The following is a 19,397-nucleotide window of genomic DNA, read 5'->3' on the forward strand; positions in this document are numbered from 1 at the left end:
ATCCTAGGAAACCATGATGAGTAACCAAGACCTCCTGTATCGCTATCTGTTCGAAGAGTACGAAGTGCGTGGGGAGCTGGTCCAGCTGGATCGTACCTACCGCCACATCATCGGCGCCCAGAACTACCCGGTACAGGTGCAGCACCTGCTGGGCGAGCTGCTGGTTGCCACCAGCCTGCTGACCGCCACCCTCAAGTTCGAAGGCTCCATCACGGTGCAGCTGCAGGGGGACGGTCCGGTGCGTCTGGCCGTCATCAACGGCGACAACAACCAGCAATTGCGCGGCGTTGCACGCTATGAAGGGGAACTGCCGACGGACGGCAAGCTGCAAAGCCTGATTGGCAACGGCCATCTGGTCATCACCATCACCCCGGATCAGGGAGAGCGCTATCAGGGCATCATCGCCCTGGAGGCCGACACCCTGGCGGCCTGTCTGGAGCACTACTTCGCCCAGTCCGAACAACTGGCCACCCGCCTCTGGATCCGCACCGGCCACCACGAGGGCGAGCCCCGTGCGGCGGGCATCCTGCTGCAGGAGCTGCCGGCCCAGAGCGAGGATCACAGCGAAGATTTCGACCACCTGGTCCAGCTCACCACCACCATCAAGGACGAAGAGCTGTTCGGTCTGGACGCGGAAGAGATCCTCTACCGCCTCTACCACCAGGACAAGGTACGGGTGTTCGATCCCCAGGCCATCGAGTTCCGCTGCACCTGCTCCCGCGCCCGTTGCGAAGGGGCCTTGCTGCAGATAGACAAGGAGGAAGCGGTATCCATGGTGCAGGAGCTCGGCAAGATCGACATGCACTGCGATTACTGCGGCGCCCACTACGAATTCGACGGGATAGACATCGAAACCCTGTTCAGCAGGGCTCCCGGTAATGATGCAAACCAGTTACACTAATCAAAGGCGGGCAAAACCCGCCTTTAACTTAAATAACAAAAAAATACCCTATTTTATAAAGTTTGATGGCGATCGCTAAAAACTACCACCTAGGTGGTAGCATGAACGTCAGATAGAACCCTACACACCTCTGAACCCAGGAGAATACAATGACAATCGTGGTAGAACCCACCCTGGCCCAACAACTGAAGCTGGACCAATACGGTATCAAAAACAGCCAGGAAATCGTTCGCAACCCCTCCTATGAGCAGCTTTTCGCTGAAGAGACCCGCTCAGACCTTGAGGGCTTCGAGCGTGGCGTCGTCACCGAGCTTGGCGCCGTCAACGTCAACACCGGCATCTTCACCGGCCGCTCCCCTAAAGATAAATATATCGTCAAAGATGCCACTACCCAGGATACTGTGTGGTGGTCTGACCAGGGTAAAAACGATAACAAGGCGATTACCCCGGAAGTGTGGTCACATCTGAAAGGGCTGGTCACCAAACAGCTCTCCGGCAAGCGTCTGTTCGTGGTGGACGGCTTCTGCGGCGCCAACCCGGACACCCGCCTGGCGGTGCGCATCATCACCGAGGTGGCCTGGCAGGCGCACTTCGTGAAGAACATGTTCATCCGCCCGAGCGAAGAGGAGCTGAAGGCCTTCAAACCGGACTTCGTGGTGATGAACGGTGCCAAGTGCACCAACCCGAACTGGAAGGAGCAGGGTCTCAACTCCGAGAACTTCGTCGCCTTCAACATGACCGAGAAGATGCAACTCATCGGCGGCACCTGGTACGGTGGCGAGATGAAGAAGGGCATGTTCTCCATGATGAACTACTTCCTGCCCCTGCGCGGCATCGCCTCCATGCACTGCTCCGCCAACGTGGGCAAGGATGGGGACGTGGCCATCTTCTTCGGCCTCTCCGGCACCGGCAAGACCACCCTCTCCACCGATCCCAAGCGTCAGCTGATCGGTGATGACGAGCACGGCTGGGATGATCACGGCGTGTTCAACTTCGAAGGGGGCTGCTACGCCAAGACCATCAAGCTCTCCGAAGAGGCCGAGCCGGACATCTACCACGCCATCCGCCGCGATGCGCTGCTGGAGAACGTGACCGTGGCCGCCGATGGCACCATCGACTTCGACGACGGTTCCCGCACCGAGAATACCCGTGTCTCCTACCCCATCTATCACATCGACAACATCGTCAAGCCGGTCTCCAAGGCGGGTCACGCCACCAAGGTGATCTTCCTGACCGCAGACGCCTTCGGTGTGCTGCCCCCGGTCGCCAAGCTGACCAAGGAGCAGACCAAGTACCACTTCCTGTCCGGCTTTACCGCCAAGCTGGCCGGTACCGAGCGCGGCATCACAGAGCCGACCCCGACCTTCTCCTCCTGCTTCGGCGCGGCTTTCCTCAGCCTGCACCCGACCAAGTACGGCCAGGAGCTGGTGAAACGGATGGAAGCGGCAGGGGCTGAAGCCTATCTGGTCAACACCGGCTGGAACGGCACCGGCAAGCGGATCTCCATCAAGGATACCCGTGGCATCATCGACGCCATCCTGGATGGTTCCATCGAGAAGGCGCCGACCAAGGTACTGCCGGTGTTCAACCTGGAAGTGCCGACCGAGCTGCCGGGCGTCAACCCCGCCATCCTGGATCCGCGAGACACTTACGCCGACCAGGCCGAGTGGGATGCCAAGGCGGCCGATCTGGCCGGGCGCTTCATCAAGAACTTCGAGCGCTTCACCGACAACGACGAAGGCAAACGCCTGGTCGCGGCGGGCCCGCAGTTGTAAGAAACGCGCCTCGCGTCTCGCAATCCCGTACCGGTCAGCCCTGCTGGCCGGTATTTTTTTGGCCGATGCGCGGCATATGGCTCCCGCCAAGCCTTGCCTTGACGGCCCTTGCGCGTTAGATTCAGCCAAACTTTATACAATATACAATTTTGCAACCTGCCCGTGACCCCAGCATGACCCCACCTTACAAGACCCGAACCCAGATGGTGATGGAGAACCTCCGCGGCCGGATATTGCGTGGCGAGTTTGCAGCGGGCGCCCCCCTGCGCCAGGACGCCATCGCCAAGGAGCTGGCGGTGAGCCGCATCCCGGTGCGGGAGGCCCTGATGCAACTGGAAGCCCAGGGGCTGGTGAAGTTCGAGGCCCATCGCGGCGCCGTGGTGACCATGCTGGATGCCTCGGCCATCGAGGAGCTCTTTTATTTGCGGGCACTGCTCGAAGCCGATACCCTGTTCCACGCCGTCGACCTGATGACGGAGGAGACCTTCGCCCAGGCGCAAGCCATCCTCGCCCAGTTTGATCTGGCGCTGGAGTCTGGCACCCAGATCGAACACTGGGCCGAGTTGAATCACCGCTTTCACGCCACCCTCTACCAGGCAGCCAATCGCCCCCAGGCACTGGAACTGATCGCCCAGATCAATCTGAGCTGCGACCGCTATGTGCGTTTCGAACTGCTGTTCGCCCAGGGCGGCGTGGACAAGGCCGAGCGGGAGCACGCCCGACTCCTTGAACTGTGCCGCGCCCGGCGCAAGCACGAAGCAGTGGTACTGCTCAAGCAACACATCGAGGCGGCAGGCCAATCGATCAGACAGATCCTGGCAAGCGGCCACCATCAATGAACACTCACATCACCACAAGCTGGCAATAACGACATGAACCATTTCGAGATTATTGAAACCCGCGTCGCCCAGGTCAGGGCCACACTGGCCACGCTGGAGCTGGACGCCTTCATCGTTCCCCACGACGACGAGCATCTGGGGGAGTACATTCCCGCCTATGCCGAGCGGCTGGACTGGATCACGGGTTTCAACGGCTCCGCCGGGCTCGCCATCATCATGGCGCATCGGGCGGCCCTGTTCATCGACGGTCGTTATACCGTGCAGGCGCGCATGCAGGCGCCGGCCGAGCTGTTCGAGTTTCTCCACCTCAATGAAGACCCCCACGTACAGTGGCTGGCGGAGCAGTTGCCCTCAGGCTCCCGGGTCGGTTTCGATGCCCGCCTGCACAGCCTGGCCTGGTATCAGAACGCCAACGCCGTGCTGACCGAGCGCGGCATCGAGCTGGTGCGCATCGACGAGAACCCCATCGATCTGCACTGGAGCGATCGTCCCGCTCCGACCAAGAGCCCTGTCATCCTCTACAGCGAGGAGCTGGCGGGCCAGTCCAGCCAGGCCAAGCGCGAAATGCTGGCCAGCGATCTGCGCAAGCGCGGGCTGGATGCGGTGCTGCTGACCCAGGCCGAGCCCATCAACTGGCTGCTCAACCTGCGTGGTCGCGACGTGGAACGCCTGCCGGTGGTGCTGGGCTTTGCGGTGCTCTACGCCAACACCACCATGGATTTCTTCGTCGATACCGACAAGATCGACTGCTTCGCCTTCAGTCAGCACGTGGGGCAGGATGTCTCCGTCTACCCCATCGACAAGCTGGGTGACGTGTTGCAGCGCATCGGCGAGGATCAGCAGAAGGTGCTGGCCGACCCCAACACCGCCAACGCCTGGACCCAGCTCGTGATGGAAGAGGCGGGCGCCATTCTGGTGGCCGGCCAGGATCCCACCATGCTGCCCAAGGCGTGCAAGAACCCCGTGGAGCTGGCCGGCATGCGTGCCGCCCACCTGCGCGACGGCGTTGCCGTCACCCGCTTCCTGGCCTGGCTGGATCGCCTGATCGCCAGCGGCGAGTTCGACGGTGTGGACGAAGGCACCCTGGCCGACCAGCTGGAAGCCTTCCGCCACGAGCAGGAGCACTATGTGGAGCCGAGCTTCGACACCATCTCGGCACTCGGCCCCAACGCCGCCATGTGCCACTACCGCCACACCAACGGTACCCCGCGGGCCTTCGGCCAGGACAGCATCTATCTGGTGGACTCCGGCGCCCAGTACCTGGACGGCACCACCGACATCACCCGCACCGTCAAGGTGGGTGAGGTGACCGACGAGCACAGGGCCATGTTTACCCGGGTGCTGCAGGGTCATATTGCCCTGGATCAGGCCCGCTTCCCCCGCGGCACTGCCGGCATCCAGCTCGACGTGCTGGCCCGCATGCCCCTGTGGCAGGCCGGTTACAACTACGACCATGGCACCGGCCACGGGGTCGGCCACTTCCTCAGCGTGCACGAAGGCCCGCAGCGCATCGCCCCCAAGGGCAGCCTGGTGGCCCTGCAGCCGGGCATGGTGCTCTCCAACGAACCTGGCTACTACCGGGAAGATGCCTTCGGCATCCGTTGCGAGAACCTGGTGGTGGTCACCGAGCAGGAGCAGATCGGCGAACTGCCGATGCTGGGCTTCGAGCGGCTGACCTATGTACCGTTCGATACCCGCCTCATCGATCGCAGCCTGCTGAGCCCGGCCGAGTTCCGCTGGATCAACGAGTACCACGCCGAGGTCTACCGCCGCCTGAGCCCGCTGCTGGAGGGCGAGGATCTCGCCTGGCTGGAGCAGGCGACCAGCCTCCTCTGATGACACAGGGCCTGCGGGCCCTGTTTCTTTATCTGCGGCATGCCACAAATGCCCCCCTTGCATCGACTCCCCGCCCCTTCTACCCTGTGCCTCCTTTTTGGCTGCCCCGCAGCAGAGACCCGATGAGAGGAGCCCCGATGCACTCGCCCCCCGTATTGCGCCTTGCCACCCACACCGACATGCACGCCATCTGGCAGATAGATGCCGATGTCTTCGGCGAGGATGTCTACCCCGGTTTCTTCTTTCGCCAGGCCATGGATCTGTGGCCCGAACTGCTGGTTGTCGCGGAGCGGGAAGGCCGGCTGCTGGGCTATGCCCTGGGCGGGCTTGGTCAGGATCGGTCGCAGGGCTGGCTGCTCTCCCTCGCGGTGCGCCCCGAAGCGCGCGGCTTCGGCCTGGCCGAGCAAATGATGTTGCAGGTGGAGCAGGGACTGCTGAAACTGGAAGTTGAGCGGGTCAGACTGACCGTTGATCCCGCCAATCCGGCCCAGCGCCTCTACTTCAGGCTGGGTTATCAGCAGTTGGCAGAAGAGAGAGGCTACTTCGGGCCAGGCGAGGATCGCCTGCTGCTGGAAAAAGCCCTGACCTGACCATCCACCACCGGCACGGGAGCCTTCCGGCCACATAATTGGTTACACTTTGCGGGTTTAATGCGCAATCTGGTTGGCGTAAAGTGCAATTCATCACCAGATTAATCCGATGCCCGCCCAGGAGGCCCATCATGTTCAAACGTATTGCTCTCGTCACCCTGCTGGCGGCCACCACCGCCATCACCGGCTGTGCCAACAGCGACGTCTACTCCGGCGATGTCTACACCAAGGATCGCGCCAAGCAGGTACAGACCGTCAGCTATGGCACCATCCTCTCCACCCGCCCCGTCAAGATCCAGGCCGATGAAAACTCGCTGATCGGCACCATTGGCGGTGCCGTGGTCGGCGGCCTGCTCGGCAGCACCATAGGCGGCGGTCGTGGCAGTGACATCGCGGCGGCCGGTGGCGCCATCGCGGGTGCGGCGGCCGGCAAGGCGGCAGGGGACAAACTCAACCAGGTTGACGGGGTCGAGCTCGAGATCAAGAAAGAGAACGGCGAATCCATCGTGGTGGTACAAAAGGCCAGCCCCACCTTTGTGCCTGGCGCCCGGGTCCGCATGACCCAGGGCAACGGCACCATCAACGTGGCCGTGGTGAACTGATAGCGCCGTTCAAGGTGCAACTGCCATAAAAAAGGTGAGCCCGGGCTCACCTTTTTGCGCTCTGCACCACTTAAGATTCACTCCCCCAGATGCAGCCAGGCCGCGATGGACAGCTGCAGGCCCACCAGGTCGGCATGGTGGAACAGGGCATGCAGTGATGCACGATCCCCGGCCACCTGCACCATCAGACGCTGTTGCGCCTGCAGGTCGGCCAGCCAGGAGGGGGGCACCGTCAGCGTGCCTGCCGCCTCGGCAACCAGGGATACCCCCTCGAGCAGGGCATGCAGCGCCCGTTGTTGTTCGCCAGCATCGCCACTCTCGAGCCAGAGCTGCTCATGATGCTGCCAGTGCAGCAGACCCAGGGTAATGCTGACCTTCCGATCTTTGCCCACAATCCTTTGCAGGGGCTGCACGGCCAGTGGCTTGCCAAGCCCAGCCAGCCTGTATCCGCGCTGCGCCTTGGACTGGGCACCCAGCCGCAATCCTCCCAGCGCCGCCAGCTTGCTCGCCAGGGTGAACAGGGCGCGGGCATCGCCGGATTTCAGCTCCAGCTCCAGCTCGTCGATCCCGATACGCCCCAGGGCACCGACAATCTCCCCCTGATCCCAGGCCAGCTCGATCTCGGCATCTCCGAATGCGATCAGCCAGTGGCGGCGCAGGAAATCGGTGCTGAACTGGGCCACCAGACGGCTCTGGAGTTCATCGCGCACCACCAGACTCGGCCAGATATCGGCAGGAAAGGCAGACAGGGTCGGAATGGTTCCCTCCACCGGGGTGTTGTACTCGGGTCTGGCGTGCAATCCGCCCACGACCTGCCCCCGGCACTTGATGGTCTGCTCGGAAAAATCATCGCTGCGACGAATGCGCAACCCCATCTCGAGCCCACGCAAACCCAGATCGGGCGTGTCGAAATAGACGTTGCCAAGAGCGGCTTGATTGGAAGAGATAATCTCTAGTGAATTCAGAAGGTTGGAGAGGGATTCTTGAATATTGCTGGTGACGAAAAACTTTATCTCGATCTCAGTTTGCATAGTCATTCCGGGCTGGCGGGCAACTTTGGGGGGCATGTTCGGGGTCGCGAGGATATAATGCCAGCGACAGTTCACGATTAATTCACGGTTTTATTGATGGCACAGTTCGGTTACCATGCGCCCCTCATAAAATCGTATCGAGTGTTTTTTCACCGACACAGGTTTGGCCATGCCAGTAAATACTATTTTGGGTCTTTTTGCCAAGTCCCCCATCAAGCCGCTGCAGAAGCATATCGTCAAGGTTCACGTGTGCTGCGAACAGCTCATTCCCTTCTTTGATGCCGTTGCCGAAGACCGCTGGGAAGATGCCGAGAAGATCCGGCAACAGATCGCCCAGCTGGAAAAAGAAGCGGACATCCTCAAGCGCGAAATCCGCTTGAAACTCCCCCGCGGCCTGTTCCTGCCGGTCGCTCGTACCGATCTGTTGGAGCTCTTGACCCAGCAGGACAAGATTGCCAACCGTGCCAAGGATATTTCCGGCCGCATGCTTGGCCGCAAGATGGAATTCCCCACCGAGATGCGCGCCGATTTCATGGCCTATCTCAAACGCTGTATCGATGCGACCGCCCAAGCCGAAAAAGCCATCGGAGAACTCGATGAGCTGCTCGAAACCGGCTTTAAAGGACGTGAAGTTGAAATGGTTGCCGAGATGATCCACCAGCTGGATCTCATCGAGGACGATACTGATACCATGCAGATCGGACTGCGCCAACAGCTGCAAGCCGTTGAGCACAAATACAATCCGATCGACGTTATGTTCCTCTACAAGATCCTCGAATGGGTAGGTGACCTGGCTGATCAGGCAGAGCGCGTTGGCGCCCGTCTGGAATTGATGCTGGCTCGTTCGTAATCGACTGACTGGGTAAACACTACTAATGGACATTATCGCAAATTACGGCACCACCCTGGTGCTCGTGGCGGCCTTGTTCGGCTTTTTGATGGCCTGGGGCATTGGTGCGAACGACGTCGCCAACGCCATGGGCACATCGGTCGGCACCAAGTCCCTGACCATCCGTCAGGCGATCATCATCGCCATGATCTTTGAATTTGCCGGTGCCTATCTGGCCGGTGGCGAAGTGACGGCCACCATCCGCAGCGGCATCATCGACAGCAACGCCTTTGCCGACACGCCGGATCTGCTGGTGCTCGGCATGATCGCCTCCCTGCTGGCTGCGGGTCTGTGGCTGATCCTGGCCTCCTATTTCGGCTGGCCCGTCTCCACCACCCACTCCATCATCGGCGCCATCGTGGGCTTCGCCGTGGTGAGCATCGGTCCGGAAGCGGTACAGTGGAACAAGTTTGGCGGCATCGTCGGCTCTTGGATCATCACGCCGGCCATCTCGGGCATCATCGCCTACTTCATGTTCATCAGCGTGCAGAAGCTCATCTTCAACACGGACAACCCCCTGGACAACGCCAAGCGCTATGTCCCCTTCTACATGTTCCTGACGTCCCTGGTCATCTGCCTGGTGACCATCAAGAAGGGGCTGACCCACGTCGGTCTGCACCTGAGCAATGGCGAGGGCGTCCTGCTCTCCGTCGCCATCTCCATCGCGGTGGCGTTTGCCGGCTGGATCTATATCCGCGGCCAGCAGTACAACCCGAAAGATGACAGCAAGATGCACTTCGCCAACGTGGAGAAGGTGTTCGGCATCCTGATGATCATCACCGCCTGTGCCATGGCCTTCGCCCACGGCTCCAACGACGTGGCCAACGCCATCGGTCCGCTCTCTGCAGTCGCCTCCATCGTGGCGGCCGGCGGCGAGATCGGCGGCAGCTCCCACATCGCCTGGTGGATCCTGCCCCTTGGCGGCATCGGCATCGTCATCGGTCTTGCCACCATGGGCGAGAAGGTGATGGCGACCGTCGGCACCGGCATCACCCACCTGACCCCGAGCCGTGGCTTCGCCGCCCAGCTGGCCACCGCCGCCACCGTGGTGATCGCCTCCGGCACCGGTCTGCCCATCTCCACCACCCAGACCCTGGTCGGTGCCGTCATGGGCGTTGGTCTGGCACGGGGCATCGCGGCCCTGAACCTGGGCGTGCTGCGCAACATCGTGGTCTCCTGGGTCATCACCCTGCCCGCGGGCGCCATCCTGGCCATCGCCATCTTCTACGTGTTGCAGGCCTGCTTCTCCTGAGCAGCCTACGCCGCACGACAAAAAGCCCGGGTCATTGACCCGGGCTTTTTTATGCTTCGCCCATATCACGCCGTCGATTGAGCGTCGATCGGCTGCGGCGTTTACTCCTCGATAAAGGTCCACTCATCGCGCACCCGGCTGATGGCATCGAGCCGCCGCTTGGCAAGCTGCTCGCGGATTACCTCCCCTTTGAAGCCTGCCGCCACTATCTCCTTGACCGGCACAGCCTGCGCCGCCTCCAGGGCCTGAGCGACGTAGTCCGGCTGACTGTAGACCTTCTCTTCGAAGCCGGTACGACCGTGGAAGTCGGCGCGACAGGCATCGAGCAGCTGGGCAAAGCGCTCCGGTCTGCGCCAGGCATCGGCCTTGTCGAATACCTTGAGCAGGGTCGCGGGCTTGAGCTCGAAGGCAATGTGGATATGGGTGTGCAGGTCGCTCACCAGCAGAGCCAGATCGCGACACTCGTTCGGCACCCGGAAGCGCTCGCAAAAATCCCGAATGAGCGGCAACCCCTTCTGGCCATGGCCGTGATGGCTCGGCCAGAAGGCGGGCGGAGTCAGCCCTTTGCCAAAGTCGTGGCAGAGGGACGCGAAGCGCACGGTCAGTTCGGGGGAGAGACGACATGCCTGCGCCAGCACCATCATGGTGTGGATGCCGGTGTCGATCTCCGGGTGCCATCTGGCAGGGGCCGGCACCCCGAACAGGGCATCGAGCTCGGGGAAAAGCGCCTTGAGGGCGCCACATTCGCGCAGCACCTCGAAGAAGATCTGGGGTGTCGGCCCCAGCAGCACTTTTTCCAGCTCCTTCCAGACCCGCTCCGGGGTCAGGTGGGCCAGCTCCCCAGCCTCCGTCATCTCGCGCATCAGCCCCAGCGTCTCGGGGGCCACCACGAACCCCTGGGCATGGAAACGGGCGGCGAAGCGCGCCACCCGCAGGATGCGCAGGGGATCCTCGGCAAAGGCCGGCGAGACATGGCGCAGCAACCGCGCCTCCAGATCCTGCACGCCGCCGTAGGGATCGTGCAGTTGCCCGTCCTCATCTTCGGCGATGGCGTTGATGGTGAGATCCCGGCGCAGCAGATCCTGCTCCAGCGTCACCTCGGGGGCGGCATGGCAGACGAAGCCGGTGTAACCCTGCCCCTGCTTGCGCTCGGTGCGCGCCAGGGCGTACTCCTGCTGGGTTTTGGGGTGAAGAAAGACCGGAAAGTCTCGGCCCACCTGGGTGAATCCGAGACCCAGCATCTGCTCCACCGTGGCGCCGACCACCAGGTGATCCCGATCCCCCTGGGGCAATCCCAACAGGCGATCCCGCACCGCCCCTCCGACCAGATAAATCTGCACGCGCACTCTCCCTCGATAAACTTGCCACGATGATACCGCTTTTGGCCAAGAGAGACGATGTGCACCCGTCGCACCAGGCTCGCCATCACTCGGCCGGGCGGCGGCTTCCCGTCATCGTCCCGGGCGACTCAGCCCGTGGTTCGCGCCAGCTCCCCTTATGGTATCCGGGTCTTTGACATCCCTTTTGGGAGGCTTTAACCTGCCGCCCATAACAATGGAATGGATCCTTATGTACACACAGTTCTTCGGTCTGTCGGAGCCCCCGTTCTCCATCTCGCCCAACCCCAAATACCTCTATATGAGCGAGCGTCACGGGGAGGCCCTCGCCCACCTCAACTATGGGTTGCAGGACGGTGGCGGCTTCGTGCTGCTGACCGGGGAAGTGGGTACGGGAAAGACCACCGTCTCCCGCTGTCTGCTGCAGCAATTGCCCGCCGACACCGAGATCGCCTACATCCTCAATCCCTCTCTGACCGAGCGGGATCTGCTGGCCGCCATCTGCGACGAATTCCAGTTGCCCTACGGCGAAGAGGCCAGCCTCAAGCAATTGTTCGACCTTATCCGGGATCATCTGCTGGCAAATCTGGCGGCAGGCAAGCGCAGCGTGGTGCTGGTGGATGAAGCCCAGCACCTGCTGCCCGGCGTGCTGGAGCAGTTGCGACTGCTCACCAATCTGGAGACAGACGAGAAGAAACTGCTGCAGGTGGTGCTCATCGGCCAGCCCGAGCTGCAACAGATGCTGCGCCAGCCCCTGCTGCGCCAGCTGGCCCAACGGATCACCGCCCGCTATCACCTGCTGCCGCTGTCGCGCCAGGATGTGGATGCCTATGTCCGCTTCCGGTTGCAGGTGGCAGGCTGCGTCCAGCCCATCTTCACCCCCAGGGCCATCCAGACCCTGCATCGCCTCTCCGGAGGCATTCCCCGTCTCATCAACCTCATCTGCGACCGCGCCCTCATCGCCGCCTTCGCCCGTGGCAGCCACAAGATAGTGCACGGGGACATCAGCCAGTCCGCGTATGAGGTGAGCGGCATTCGCGACGAGGGAAGCTGGCAATCCGGCCTCACGGTCGCCCTGGTGGGCGCCCTGCTGGTCGCCACCGGCTGGTGGGGCTGGCAATTCTTCGGATTCTTCCCAGCCCGCCCCCTGGTCAAGGTCGAGGTACCGGTCAAGGTGGATGACACGCCGGAGCAGCAAGCCCAGCTGACCCGCGCCATCAATCAGGCGCTAGAGCCGGACGTCGCCATGCAGAATCTCTACAAGGTATGGGGCTACCAGGCCGAGCTGGAGGAGGCAACCTGCGACAATGCCCCCCGTGCGGGCCTGCGCTGCCAGGAGGGAGAAGCCTCCCTGGCGCAATTGCAGGCGCTGCAATACCCGGCCCTCATCAGTCTCACCGACGAGACCGGCGGCCTCTATTACGCCACCCTGGTCAGCCTGGGGGCGGACAAGGCTTCCCTGCTCATCGGCAACCAGAGCTGGCAGGTGGACAGGCAGTGGCTCTCCGACGCCTGGGGCGGCAGCTACACCCTGCTCTGGCGCATGCCCAGGGGCAACGTGCCCCTGATAGCGAGCAATGCCGGGGCTGCCCAGGTGCAGTGGCTGGACAACGCCCTTAGCCGCGCCATGCAGCAACCCGATCGCAAGGTGAGCCGCTTTGATGCCACCCTCAAGAACAAGCTGCAACAGTTCCAGCGCGAGCAGGGACTGACCCCGGACGGCATCGCCGGCAGCAACACCCTGCTGCGGCTGAATGTGGCCTCCGGCGAACCCATGCCCAGGCTGGAGGATGAATCCCTGCGAGCCAGCACGCCGGTCGATCTCGACAGCGTGGCGGATGATGAGACGGATCCCATGGTCGAGGAGGCCTCCTGATGTCCACCCTGCTCAAGGCCCTGCGCCGGGCCGACCAGCCCCAGTTCACCCCCCATATGCCGCTCATGGGTCTGCCCGTGAGCCAGGAAGAGGAGCCCAACCGCCGCTGGATCTGGTGGGCCCTGGTGCCCCTGGCCCTGGTGATGGGCGCCGCCGCCAACTATGGCTGGCACCTCTATCACCTCAAACCCGTGGAACAGCAGGTCGAAGTGAAGGAAGTGGTGACTCCTCCCTTCGTGCGGGTCGAACCCAGGCCCATGATCACCCGGCCGCTGCCGCCCCCCCTGCCGGAGCCAGTGGTCGCTCCAAGACCTGCCGCAAGCCCGGCTGCGACTACCGCAAACCAGGGGGGACAGAGTCTGGCAGAACGGCTGATGGCCGCCCTCAACAACACGCCGCTGGTGGAAGAGAGTGCGCCCCAGGCTCAGGTCCAGACCAGTGCCATCCCCCTCGGCGCCCTGGCCCCGGCCCTGAAACAGCAGGTGCCGTCCCTGACCTATGGTGCCCACAACTACTCCTCCGACCCGGCCAAGCGGGCCGTCGTGCTCAATGGACGGGAGTGGCGCGAGGGCAATGAGATCGCCCCCGGCGTCATCCTGGCAGCCATCGCCCAAGACTACATCGTCCTGCAGGTCGACGGCCAGTATGCCAGCCTCAAGGCGCTGCAAGACTGGCGCGGCTGATCTGCCGGCATCCGGTGGCCCTCCCCCGGGAGGGTCACTGCCCATTCAGAGGGAGCCCGAGAGCTCCCCTTTTTAATCAATAACCTACACTCGACCATTGCCATGCGCCGGGTCGGGGATCGCCCTCCTGATGGCGGGCGGACTTATCATCAGAACATGAGCACACTGTGAGCCACTCAGACAACACCACCTTCGCCACCCGCATTCTGGACTGGTACCAGATCCACGGCCGCAAGACCCTGCCCTGGCAGCAGGACAAAACCCCCTACCGGGTCTGGGTCTCCGAGATCATGCTGCAACAGACCCAGGTTGCCACTGTCATCCCCTATTACGAGCGGTTCATGGCCCGCTTCCCCGACGTGCTGGCCCTGGCCAATGCCACCATCGACGAGGTGCTGCATCACTGGACCGGGCTTGGCTACTACGCGCGCGCGCGCAACCTGCACAAGGCTGCCCAGCAGATCCGCGATCTGCACGGCGGCCTCTTTCCGGAACAACTGGAAGAGGTGATGGCCCTGCCCGGCATCGGTCGCTCCACCGCCGGGGCCGTGCTCTCCCTCTCTCTGGGCCAGCCCCACGCCATCCTGGATGGCAACGTGAAGCGGGTACTCACCCGCTGGCTGGCGCTGGCGGGCTGGCCGGGCCAGAAGCAGGTCGAGCACGATCTCTGGGAGCTGGCGACCCGCCTCACCCCGCGCGTCGGGGTGGCCCAGTACAATCAGGCCATGATGGACATGGGGGCCACCGTCTGCACCCGCAGCAAGCCCGCCTGCGAGCGCTGCCCGGTGCAGGCCGATTGCCAGGGGCTGTCGCAGGGCAACCCCACTGCCTACCCTCACAGCAAGCCGAAGAAGAGCATTCCGGCACGCAACGGCATTATGCTGATCATCCGCCACGGCGATCAGCTGCTGCTGGAGAAGCGTCCGCCGCAAGGGATCTGGGGCGGGCTTTACTGCTTCCCGCAGGTGGAATCCCTCACAGAGGTGACCGGACGACTGCGGGAGTTGGGGCTGGAGGATGCCGCCTATCAGGAGCTCGCTGGATTTCGTCACACTTTCAGTCACTTCCACCTCGATATTCGCCCTTTGCTGATCGAAATAGCTGTTCCGCCCGCCCCCCTGCTCATGGAAGCGGATACCCGACTCTGGTATAACTTACGCCATCCTGCCGAGGTGGGATTGGCGGCGGCCACGGCCCGTCTGCTCGCCTACCCGGACTTACAACCAGACTTGCAACCACAGAGGTCAACATGAGCCGTACCGTATTTTGCCTGCGCCTGAAGAAAGAAGCGCCGGGTCTCGATTTCCAACTCTACCCCGGTGAACTCGGCAAGCGGATCTTCGACAACATCAGCAAGGAAGCCTGGACCGAGTGGCAGAAGAAGCAGGTCATGCTGATCAACGAGAAGAAGCTGAACATGATGAATCTCGAGCACCGCCAGTTGCTGGAAAAAGAGATGGTCAGCTATCTGTTCGACGCGGGTGAAGTCCAGATCGACGGTTACACCCCTCCCAGCCAGTGAGCGGGAATCGAGTCAAAGGGCCAGCGTCCCCCTGAGTCGTCGACATGCCGCAGGGTGACACCAATCCTGGCTCAGGCCAGTCAGTGACGGGCGGCCCCACCGCCCGGTTTGAGGATCTTATGGGTCGTTTTTTTGGGCTGCTGTGCGCCCTGCTGTTTCTCTCTGCCTGTTCATCCACACCCCAGACCAGCGGGAGTGGCGATGATGATCTGGTCAACGGCAAGGACGTGCGCGGTTTTGAACACATGATCAGTGCGCTCTCCCATAACGTGAACGAGATATGGGGGCGCGAGGCGCTGTTCGCGGGCAAGTTTGACTACGTCAAATACACGGATCAGTACAAGAGCCGCGCCCACATCGATTTCTCCAGTGGTCACATCATGGTGGAAACCGTCTCGGGTCTGGATCCCCGCGCCCACCTGCGCCGCGCCATCATCGAAACCCTGCTAACCCCGGACGATCCGGCAGAGGTCGACCTCTATTCCGACCGTGAGATCATGCCAGGTGGCGAGCCCTTCCTCTATGGCCAGGTGCTGGACAACCAGGGACAAGCGATCCGCTCCAGCTGGCGTGCAGAGCGTTATGCCGACTATCTGATCGCCAACGCGATGAAGAAGCGCACTCTCGGGATCCGCAACATCTTCTTCATCGACATTCCCATGGTGGCCAACCACGAAGACAGGCGCGGCTACAAATACGCCAGCATCATCCGCGACGCCTCCCGCAAGTACGGGGTCGCCGAAAGTCTCATCTACGCGGTGATCAAGACCGAGAGCAGCTTCAACCCCTATGCGGTCAGCCACGCCAACGCCTATGGCCTGATGCAGGTGATCCCGGCTACCGCTGGGCGGGATGTCTATGTGAGGGTCAAGGGCAAGGATGGCCAGCCGACCAGGGAAGATCTGTTCAATCCGGCCTACAACATCGATGTGGGGACCGCCTACCTGCACCTGCTGCAGACCGTCTATCTGGCGGATATCCAGGATCCCCAGTCCCGCCGCTATGCGGTGATCTCCGCCTACAACGGTGGTGCGGGAGGGGTGCTCAACACCTTCTCCAACGATCGCAAGGCGGCCCCCGGCATGATCAACCGCCTCTCCCCCGAGGCCGTCTATCAGGTACTGACCGAACAACATCCCAAGGCAGAGGCTCGCCGCTATCTCTACAAGGTCAATCAGGCCGAGAAGGGGTTCAAGCGAACCGTCGCAAGCCGGGCTGGCTGATGGCATGCAAGAAGGGCGCTCCCGGAGCGCCCTTCTCATTTACTGTGGCCTGAAAGCTTACTTGGCGATGAAGCCGCCCTTGCTCAGGGGCGCTGCCCCCACCTTCTCCAGGTGTTCCACCTCGACTTCGGTCTTGTTCCAGCTGTGGTCCACCTCGCCGCGCACGCGGATCAGATCGTCAGGACCCACCTCGGTACCGCGCCACACGTCACCGTCCACCTCCACTTCCACCTCGCCGCTGTCGTCACGGAACAGGTAGTTTTCGCCACCCAGGTGTTTGACCAGCTTGCCTTCCAGGGTCACCCACTGATCATCGGCCACGTCTTTCAACTGGGCGACCGATACCTTGTTCTGCTCCTTGGGGCCGGTGTAGGCCGCCATGGCGAAAGAAGAGACGGACATCAGGGCCACCAGGGCGATTGCTTTTGCGTTGTTCATTTCATGCTCCTGTCTTTGCGGTATGAGGGCATCTTGCCCGGGGGCGCGTGAAACAAACGTGAAGCCTCCCCATTCAGGGAGGAGTGATGTGATCGCAAGCGATTAACTGGCCACGGCATGCTGCAAAAATGTATTCGAATGGATACCTTTTCGTCTGGCCATGCGGGTTCCCAGCCCGCCGCCATCGAGGAACAGTCCGCAGGCCCGTCCTGCCCCATCCATGAGAACAGCTACATGAAAAAATGGCTTTTGTGTTTATTGGGACTCTTCGCCCTCACGGCCCATGCCGCCGAGACGCGCCCCCCCTTCTCCCGCATCGTGATGTTTGGCGACAGCCTCTCCGACACCGGCAAGATGTACGACAAGATGCGTGGTTACCTCCCCTCCAGCCCTCCCTACCATCAGGGCCGTTTCTCCAACGGCCCGGTCTGGCTGGAGCAGCTCAACCAGCACTTCCCGGGCCTCGCCATCGCCAACGAGGCGGAAGGGGGCGCCACTGCCGTGGCCTACAACAAGATCTCCTGGAATCCCAAGTATCAGGTCATCAACAACCTGGACTACGAGGTGACCCAGTTCCTGCAAAAGGATGGCTTCAAGCCCGACGATCTGGTGATCCTCTGGGTCGGTGCCAACGACTACCTTGCCTATGGCTGGAACACCGAGCAGGATGCCAAGCGGGTGCGCGATGCCATCAGCGATGCGGCCAACCGCATGGTATTGAACGGTGCGAGGCAGATTCTGCTGTTCAACCTGCCTGATCTGGGCCAGAACCCCTCGGCCCGCAGCCAGAAGGTGGTCGAGGCAGCCAGCCATGTCTCCGCCTACCACAACCAGCTACTGCTGAACCTGGCACGCCAGCTAGCCCCCACCGGCATGGTGAAATTGTTCGAGATCGACAAGCAGTTTGCCGAGATGCTGCGCGAGCCGCAGAACTTCGGCCTGAGCGACACCGAGAACGCCTGCTACGGCGGCGGCTATGTGTGGAAGCCCTTTGCCTCCCGCAGCGCCGCCACCGACAGTCGACTGGCCCCCTTCAATCCCGAGGAGCGTCTTGCCATCGCCGGCAACCCTCTGCTGGCTCAGGCCGTCGCAACGCCCATGGCGCGCCGCAGTGCGGGCGAGCTGAACTGTGAAGGCAAGATGTTTTGGGACCAGGTCCACCCCACCACAGTGGTACACGCCGCCCTGAGCGAGCGGGCTGCCGCCTTCATCGAACAGGAGTACGAGTTCCTCCCTCGATAACGGAGGCCATCCTGCCAGGGCCGGCGCTTCGCCGGCCCTCTTGCCGACAGGGGCAAGCAACTCCATATGACACCCATCACAGATTCGAGTCACGGTTCCCCGGCGGTCTTCTGTCTCCACTATGATGCAGATGGATATCACAATATGTTTTATATCAGTTGCTTGTAGATCGAGAAAAGCGAGCTACGTTTAAACGTGTTGTGGTCGAACACAGGCCCAACCCACGAGGCGAGGCGACATGAATTCGCGCTCCCCACACACAAGATTGCAGAGGCATCTATGAACAAAACACTGATTACCTTGCTGGTTTCAGGCTTGCTTGCGGCCAACGCCCAGGCAGCCGGACAAGACAACACCTGGTATGGCGGTGCCAAACTGGGTTGGTCCAACTTCTACGGTGTCGATGAGAGCAATTCCATCGCCATCACCGACAAAGACGACGATGAAGTCGGCGCCGGTGCCTTCGCCGGTTACCAGATCAACCAGAATCTGGGTGTCGAACTGGGTTATGACTACCTTGGCAAGCTCAAGTACAGCGGCACCCGCAATGGCGCGGCCTTCAATGACTCCGTGCAAGCCCAGCTGGCCCAGCTCACGCTGAAACTGGGGTTCCCGGTTGCGGACAATCTGGACCTTTACGGCCGTGTCGGGGGCGGCTATGGCTGGACCGACAGCGATCAGCTGGAAAACGACAGCCGCTTCACCTTCGTCGGCGCGCTCGGTGCGGAGTATGCCCTGAGCCTGGATTGGGCAGCCCGCCTCGAATACCAGTACAGCACCCCGTATGGCAGCCGTGACGATACCGGCCTGCGCATGGACAACGGCCTGCTCTCCCTGGCCGCCGTCTACCGCTTCGGTCAGGTTGCACCGGCTCTGCCGGTCGCAGCTCCCGCCCCCGCCCCCGCGCCCGAGCCCGTGATGGTCGACAAGCAGTTCACCCTGAGCTCGGACGTGCTGTTTGACTTCAACAAGGCCACCCTCAAGCCCCAGGCCGGCCAGGCGCTGGATACCCTCTACAGCCAGATTGAAGAGGAAAGGCCTAAAGACGGGTCGGCCACCGTCATCGGCTATACCGACCGCATCGGTTCCGAGGCCTACAACCAGAAGTTGTCCGAGCAGCGTGCCCGGACCGTGGCCGATTACCTGATTGGCAAGGGGCTGCCCGCCGGCAAGGTCAATGTGGAAGGGCGTGGCAAGCAGTCTCCCGTCATCGGCGACAGCTGCACCAGCAAATCCAAGCGCGAGCTGATCGTCTGCCTGGCCCCGGATCGCCGGGTAGAGGTCAAGGTACAGGGCGTCTCGGAAGTACAGCAATAACGACGACCCCAAACAAAACGGGAGGCCATGGCCTCCCGTCTTTT

18 protein-coding genes are annotated in these 19,397 nt (G+C 62.1%); 15 read left to right on the top strand and 3 right to left on the bottom strand.

Annotated elements, in window-relative coordinates; genetic code table 11:
* Positions 1-16: 16 nt before the first annotated feature.
* The 6 genes from hslO (at position 17) to PG883_RS03085 (ending at position 6,543) form a co-directional block, all read left to right on the top strand.
* Positions 17-901, top strand: a complete 885-nt coding sequence (gene hslO / locus PG883_RS03060) for an Hsp33 family molecular chaperone HslO (RefSeq protein WP_270806951.1) — start codon at positions 17-19, stop codon at positions 899-901.
* Between the two features lie 149 nt (positions 902-1,050).
* Positions 1,051-2,676 carry a phosphoenolpyruvate carboxykinase (ATP) gene (gene pckA, locus PG883_RS03065; RefSeq protein ID WP_069784268.1) on the top strand — a complete coding sequence of 542 codons (1,626 nt, stop codon included), beginning with the start codon at positions 1,051-1,053 and terminating at the stop codon, positions 2,674-2,676.
* Between the two features lie 173 nt (positions 2,677-2,849).
* Positions 2,850-3,515, top strand: coding sequence for a GntR family transcriptional regulator (locus PG883_RS03070; RefSeq protein ID WP_029314822.1), 666 nt, complete (start codon positions 2,850-2,852; stop codon positions 3,513-3,515).
* A gap of 33 nt (positions 3,516-3,548) precedes the next feature.
* On the top strand, positions 3,549-5,351 hold the full coding sequence (locus PG883_RS03075) for an aminopeptidase P family protein (protein ID WP_270806952.1): 1,803 nt from the start codon (positions 3,549-3,551) through the stop codon (positions 5,349-5,351).
* A gap of 137 nt (positions 5,352-5,488) precedes the next feature.
* Positions 5,489-5,941 carry a GNAT family N-acetyltransferase gene (locus PG883_RS03080; RefSeq protein ID WP_270806953.1) on the top strand — a complete coding sequence of 151 codons (453 nt, stop codon included), beginning with the start codon at positions 5,489-5,491 and terminating at the stop codon, positions 5,939-5,941.
* 131 nt (positions 5,942-6,072) lie between these two features.
* Positions 6,073-6,543 carry a glycine zipper 2TM domain-containing protein gene (locus tag PG883_RS03085; protein WP_010675734.1) on the top strand — a complete coding sequence of 157 codons (471 nt, stop codon included), beginning with the start codon at positions 6,073-6,075 and terminating at the stop codon, positions 6,541-6,543.
* A gap of 77 nt (positions 6,544-6,620) precedes the next feature.
* Here the strand turns inward: PG883_RS03085 and PG883_RS03090 are convergent, their stop codons facing one another.
* Complete coding sequence (locus PG883_RS03090; protein WP_270806954.1) at positions 6,621-7,574, bottom strand: CYTH domain-containing protein; 954 nt, start codon at positions 7,572-7,574, stop codon at positions 6,621-6,623.
* A 169-nt stretch (positions 7,575-7,743) separates the two neighbouring features.
* Here PG883_RS03090 and PG883_RS03095 point away from each other — a divergent pair, with 169 nt between their 5' ends.
* Together PG883_RS03095 and PG883_RS03100 are read left to right on the top strand one after the other, a co-directional pair.
* Positions 7,744-8,424, top strand: coding sequence for a TIGR00153 family protein (locus tag PG883_RS03095; RefSeq protein WP_010675736.1), 681 nt, complete (start codon positions 7,744-7,746; stop codon positions 8,422-8,424).
* 25 nt (positions 8,425-8,449) lie between these two features.
* Positions 8,450-9,715 (top strand): inorganic phosphate transporter, encoded by a 1,266-nt coding sequence (locus PG883_RS03100; protein ID WP_010675737.1) that lies wholly within the window; start codon positions 8,450-8,452, stop codon positions 9,713-9,715.
* 101 nt (positions 9,716-9,816) lie between these two features.
* Here the strand turns inward: PG883_RS03100 and PG883_RS03105 are convergent, their stop codons facing one another.
* Entirely contained in the window at positions 9,817-11,055 is a 1,239-nt protein-coding gene (locus PG883_RS03105; RefSeq protein WP_270806955.1) for a multifunctional CCA addition/repair protein, read from the bottom strand.
* 229 nt (positions 11,056-11,284) lie between these two features.
* Between PG883_RS03105 and PG883_RS03110 the strand changes: the two genes are divergently transcribed.
* The 5 genes from PG883_RS03110 to mltC all read left to right on the top strand — a co-directional run bounded on the left by PG883_RS03110 (position 11,285) and on the right by mltC (position 16,356).
* Complete coding sequence (locus PG883_RS03110; RefSeq protein WP_010675739.1) at positions 11,285-12,928, top strand: ExeA family protein; 1,644 nt, start codon at positions 11,285-11,287, stop codon at positions 12,926-12,928.
* Positions 12,928-13,611 (top strand): GspB family T2SS assembly factor variant ExeB, encoded by a 684-nt coding sequence (exeB, locus tag PG883_RS03115; RefSeq protein WP_128312972.1) that lies wholly within the window; start codon positions 12,928-12,930, stop codon positions 13,609-13,611. The genes PG883_RS03110 and exeB overlap by 1 nt, the downstream gene beginning before the upstream one ends.
* A gap of 167 nt (positions 13,612-13,778) precedes the next feature.
* Entirely contained in the window at positions 13,779-14,864 is a 1,086-nt protein-coding gene (gene mutY / locus PG883_RS03120) for an A/G-specific adenine glycosylase (RefSeq protein WP_223919368.1), read from the top strand.
* Positions 14,861-15,133 carry an oxidative damage protection protein gene (locus tag PG883_RS03125; protein WP_010675742.1) on the top strand — a complete coding sequence of 91 codons (273 nt, stop codon included), beginning with the start codon at positions 14,861-14,863 and terminating at the stop codon, positions 15,131-15,133. The genes mutY and PG883_RS03125 overlap by 4 nt, the downstream gene beginning before the upstream one ends.
* Before the next feature lie 119 nt (positions 15,134-15,252).
* Entirely contained in the window at positions 15,253-16,356 is a 1,104-nt protein-coding gene (gene mltC, locus PG883_RS03130; RefSeq protein WP_010675743.1) for a membrane-bound lytic murein transglycosylase MltC, read from the top strand.
* A gap of 57 nt (positions 16,357-16,413) precedes the next feature.
* Here mltC and PG883_RS03135 read toward each other — a convergent pair whose 3' ends face one another.
* Entirely contained in the window at positions 16,414-16,794 is a 381-nt protein-coding gene (locus PG883_RS03135) for a YgiW/YdeI family stress tolerance OB fold protein (RefSeq protein ID WP_039040598.1), read from the bottom strand.
* Positions 16,795-17,028: 234 nt separating this feature from the next.
* Here PG883_RS03135 and PG883_RS03140 point away from each other — a divergent pair, with 234 nt between their 5' ends.
* Entirely contained in the window at positions 17,029-18,036 is a 1,008-nt protein-coding gene (locus tag PG883_RS03140) for an SGNH/GDSL hydrolase family protein (RefSeq protein WP_103261949.1), read from the top strand.
* Between the two features lie 279 nt (positions 18,037-18,315).
* Entirely contained in the window at positions 18,316-19,353 is a 1,038-nt protein-coding gene (gene ompA, locus PG883_RS03145; protein ID WP_270806956.1) for a porin OmpA, read from the top strand.
* Positions 19,354-19,397 lie beyond the last annotated feature (44 nt).

It is taken from the genome of Aeromonas sp. QDB25 (genome assembly GCF_027707725.1).
Lineage (GTDB): Bacteria > Pseudomonadota > Gammaproteobacteria > Enterobacterales > Aeromonadaceae > Aeromonas > Aeromonas caviae.

Coding starts and splice junctions, on each gene's coding strand:
- hslO (WP_270806951.1), top strand. CDS start 17: ATGAGTAACCAAGACCTCCTGTATCGCTATCTGTTCGAAGAGTACGAA.
- pckA (WP_069784268.1), top strand. CDS start 1,051: ATGACAATCGTGGTAGAACCCACCCTGGCCCAACAACTGAAGCTGGAC.
- PG883_RS03070 (WP_029314822.1), top strand. CDS start 2,850: ATGACCCCACCTTACAAGACCCGAACCCAGATGGTGATGGAGAACCTC.
- PG883_RS03075 (WP_270806952.1), top strand. CDS start 3,549: ATGAACCATTTCGAGATTATTGAAACCCGCGTCGCCCAGGTCAGGGCC.
- PG883_RS03080 (WP_270806953.1), top strand. CDS start 5,489: ATGCACTCGCCCCCCGTATTGCGCCTTGCCACCCACACCGACATGCAC.
- PG883_RS03085 (WP_010675734.1), top strand. CDS start 6,073: ATGTTCAAACGTATTGCTCTCGTCACCCTGCTGGCGGCCACCACCGCC.
- PG883_RS03090 (WP_270806954.1), bottom strand. CDS start 7,574: ATGCAAACTGAGATCGAGATAAAGTTTTTCGTCACCAGCAATATTCAA.
- PG883_RS03095 (WP_010675736.1), top strand. CDS start 7,744: ATGCCAGTAAATACTATTTTGGGTCTTTTTGCCAAGTCCCCCATCAAG.
- PG883_RS03100 (WP_010675737.1), top strand. CDS start 8,450: ATGGACATTATCGCAAATTACGGCACCACCCTGGTGCTCGTGGCGGCC.
- PG883_RS03110 (WP_010675739.1), top strand. CDS start 11,285: ATGTACACACAGTTCTTCGGTCTGTCGGAGCCCCCGTTCTCCATCTCG.
- exeB (WP_128312972.1), top strand. CDS start 12,928: ATGTCCACCCTGCTCAAGGCCCTGCGCCGGGCCGACCAGCCCCAGTTC.
- PG883_RS03125 (WP_010675742.1), top strand. CDS start 14,861: ATGAGCCGTACCGTATTTTGCCTGCGCCTGAAGAAAGAAGCGCCGGGT.
- mltC (WP_010675743.1), top strand. CDS start 15,253: ATGGGTCGTTTTTTTGGGCTGCTGTGCGCCCTGCTGTTTCTCTCTGCC.
- PG883_RS03135 (WP_039040598.1), bottom strand. CDS start 16,794: ATGAACAACGCAAAAGCAATCGCCCTGGTGGCCCTGATGTCCGTCTCT.
- PG883_RS03140 (WP_103261949.1), top strand. CDS start 17,029: ATGAAAAAATGGCTTTTGTGTTTATTGGGACTCTTCGCCCTCACGGCC.
- ompA (WP_270806956.1), top strand. CDS start 18,316: ATGAACAAAACACTGATTACCTTGCTGGTTTCAGGCTTGCTTGCGGCC.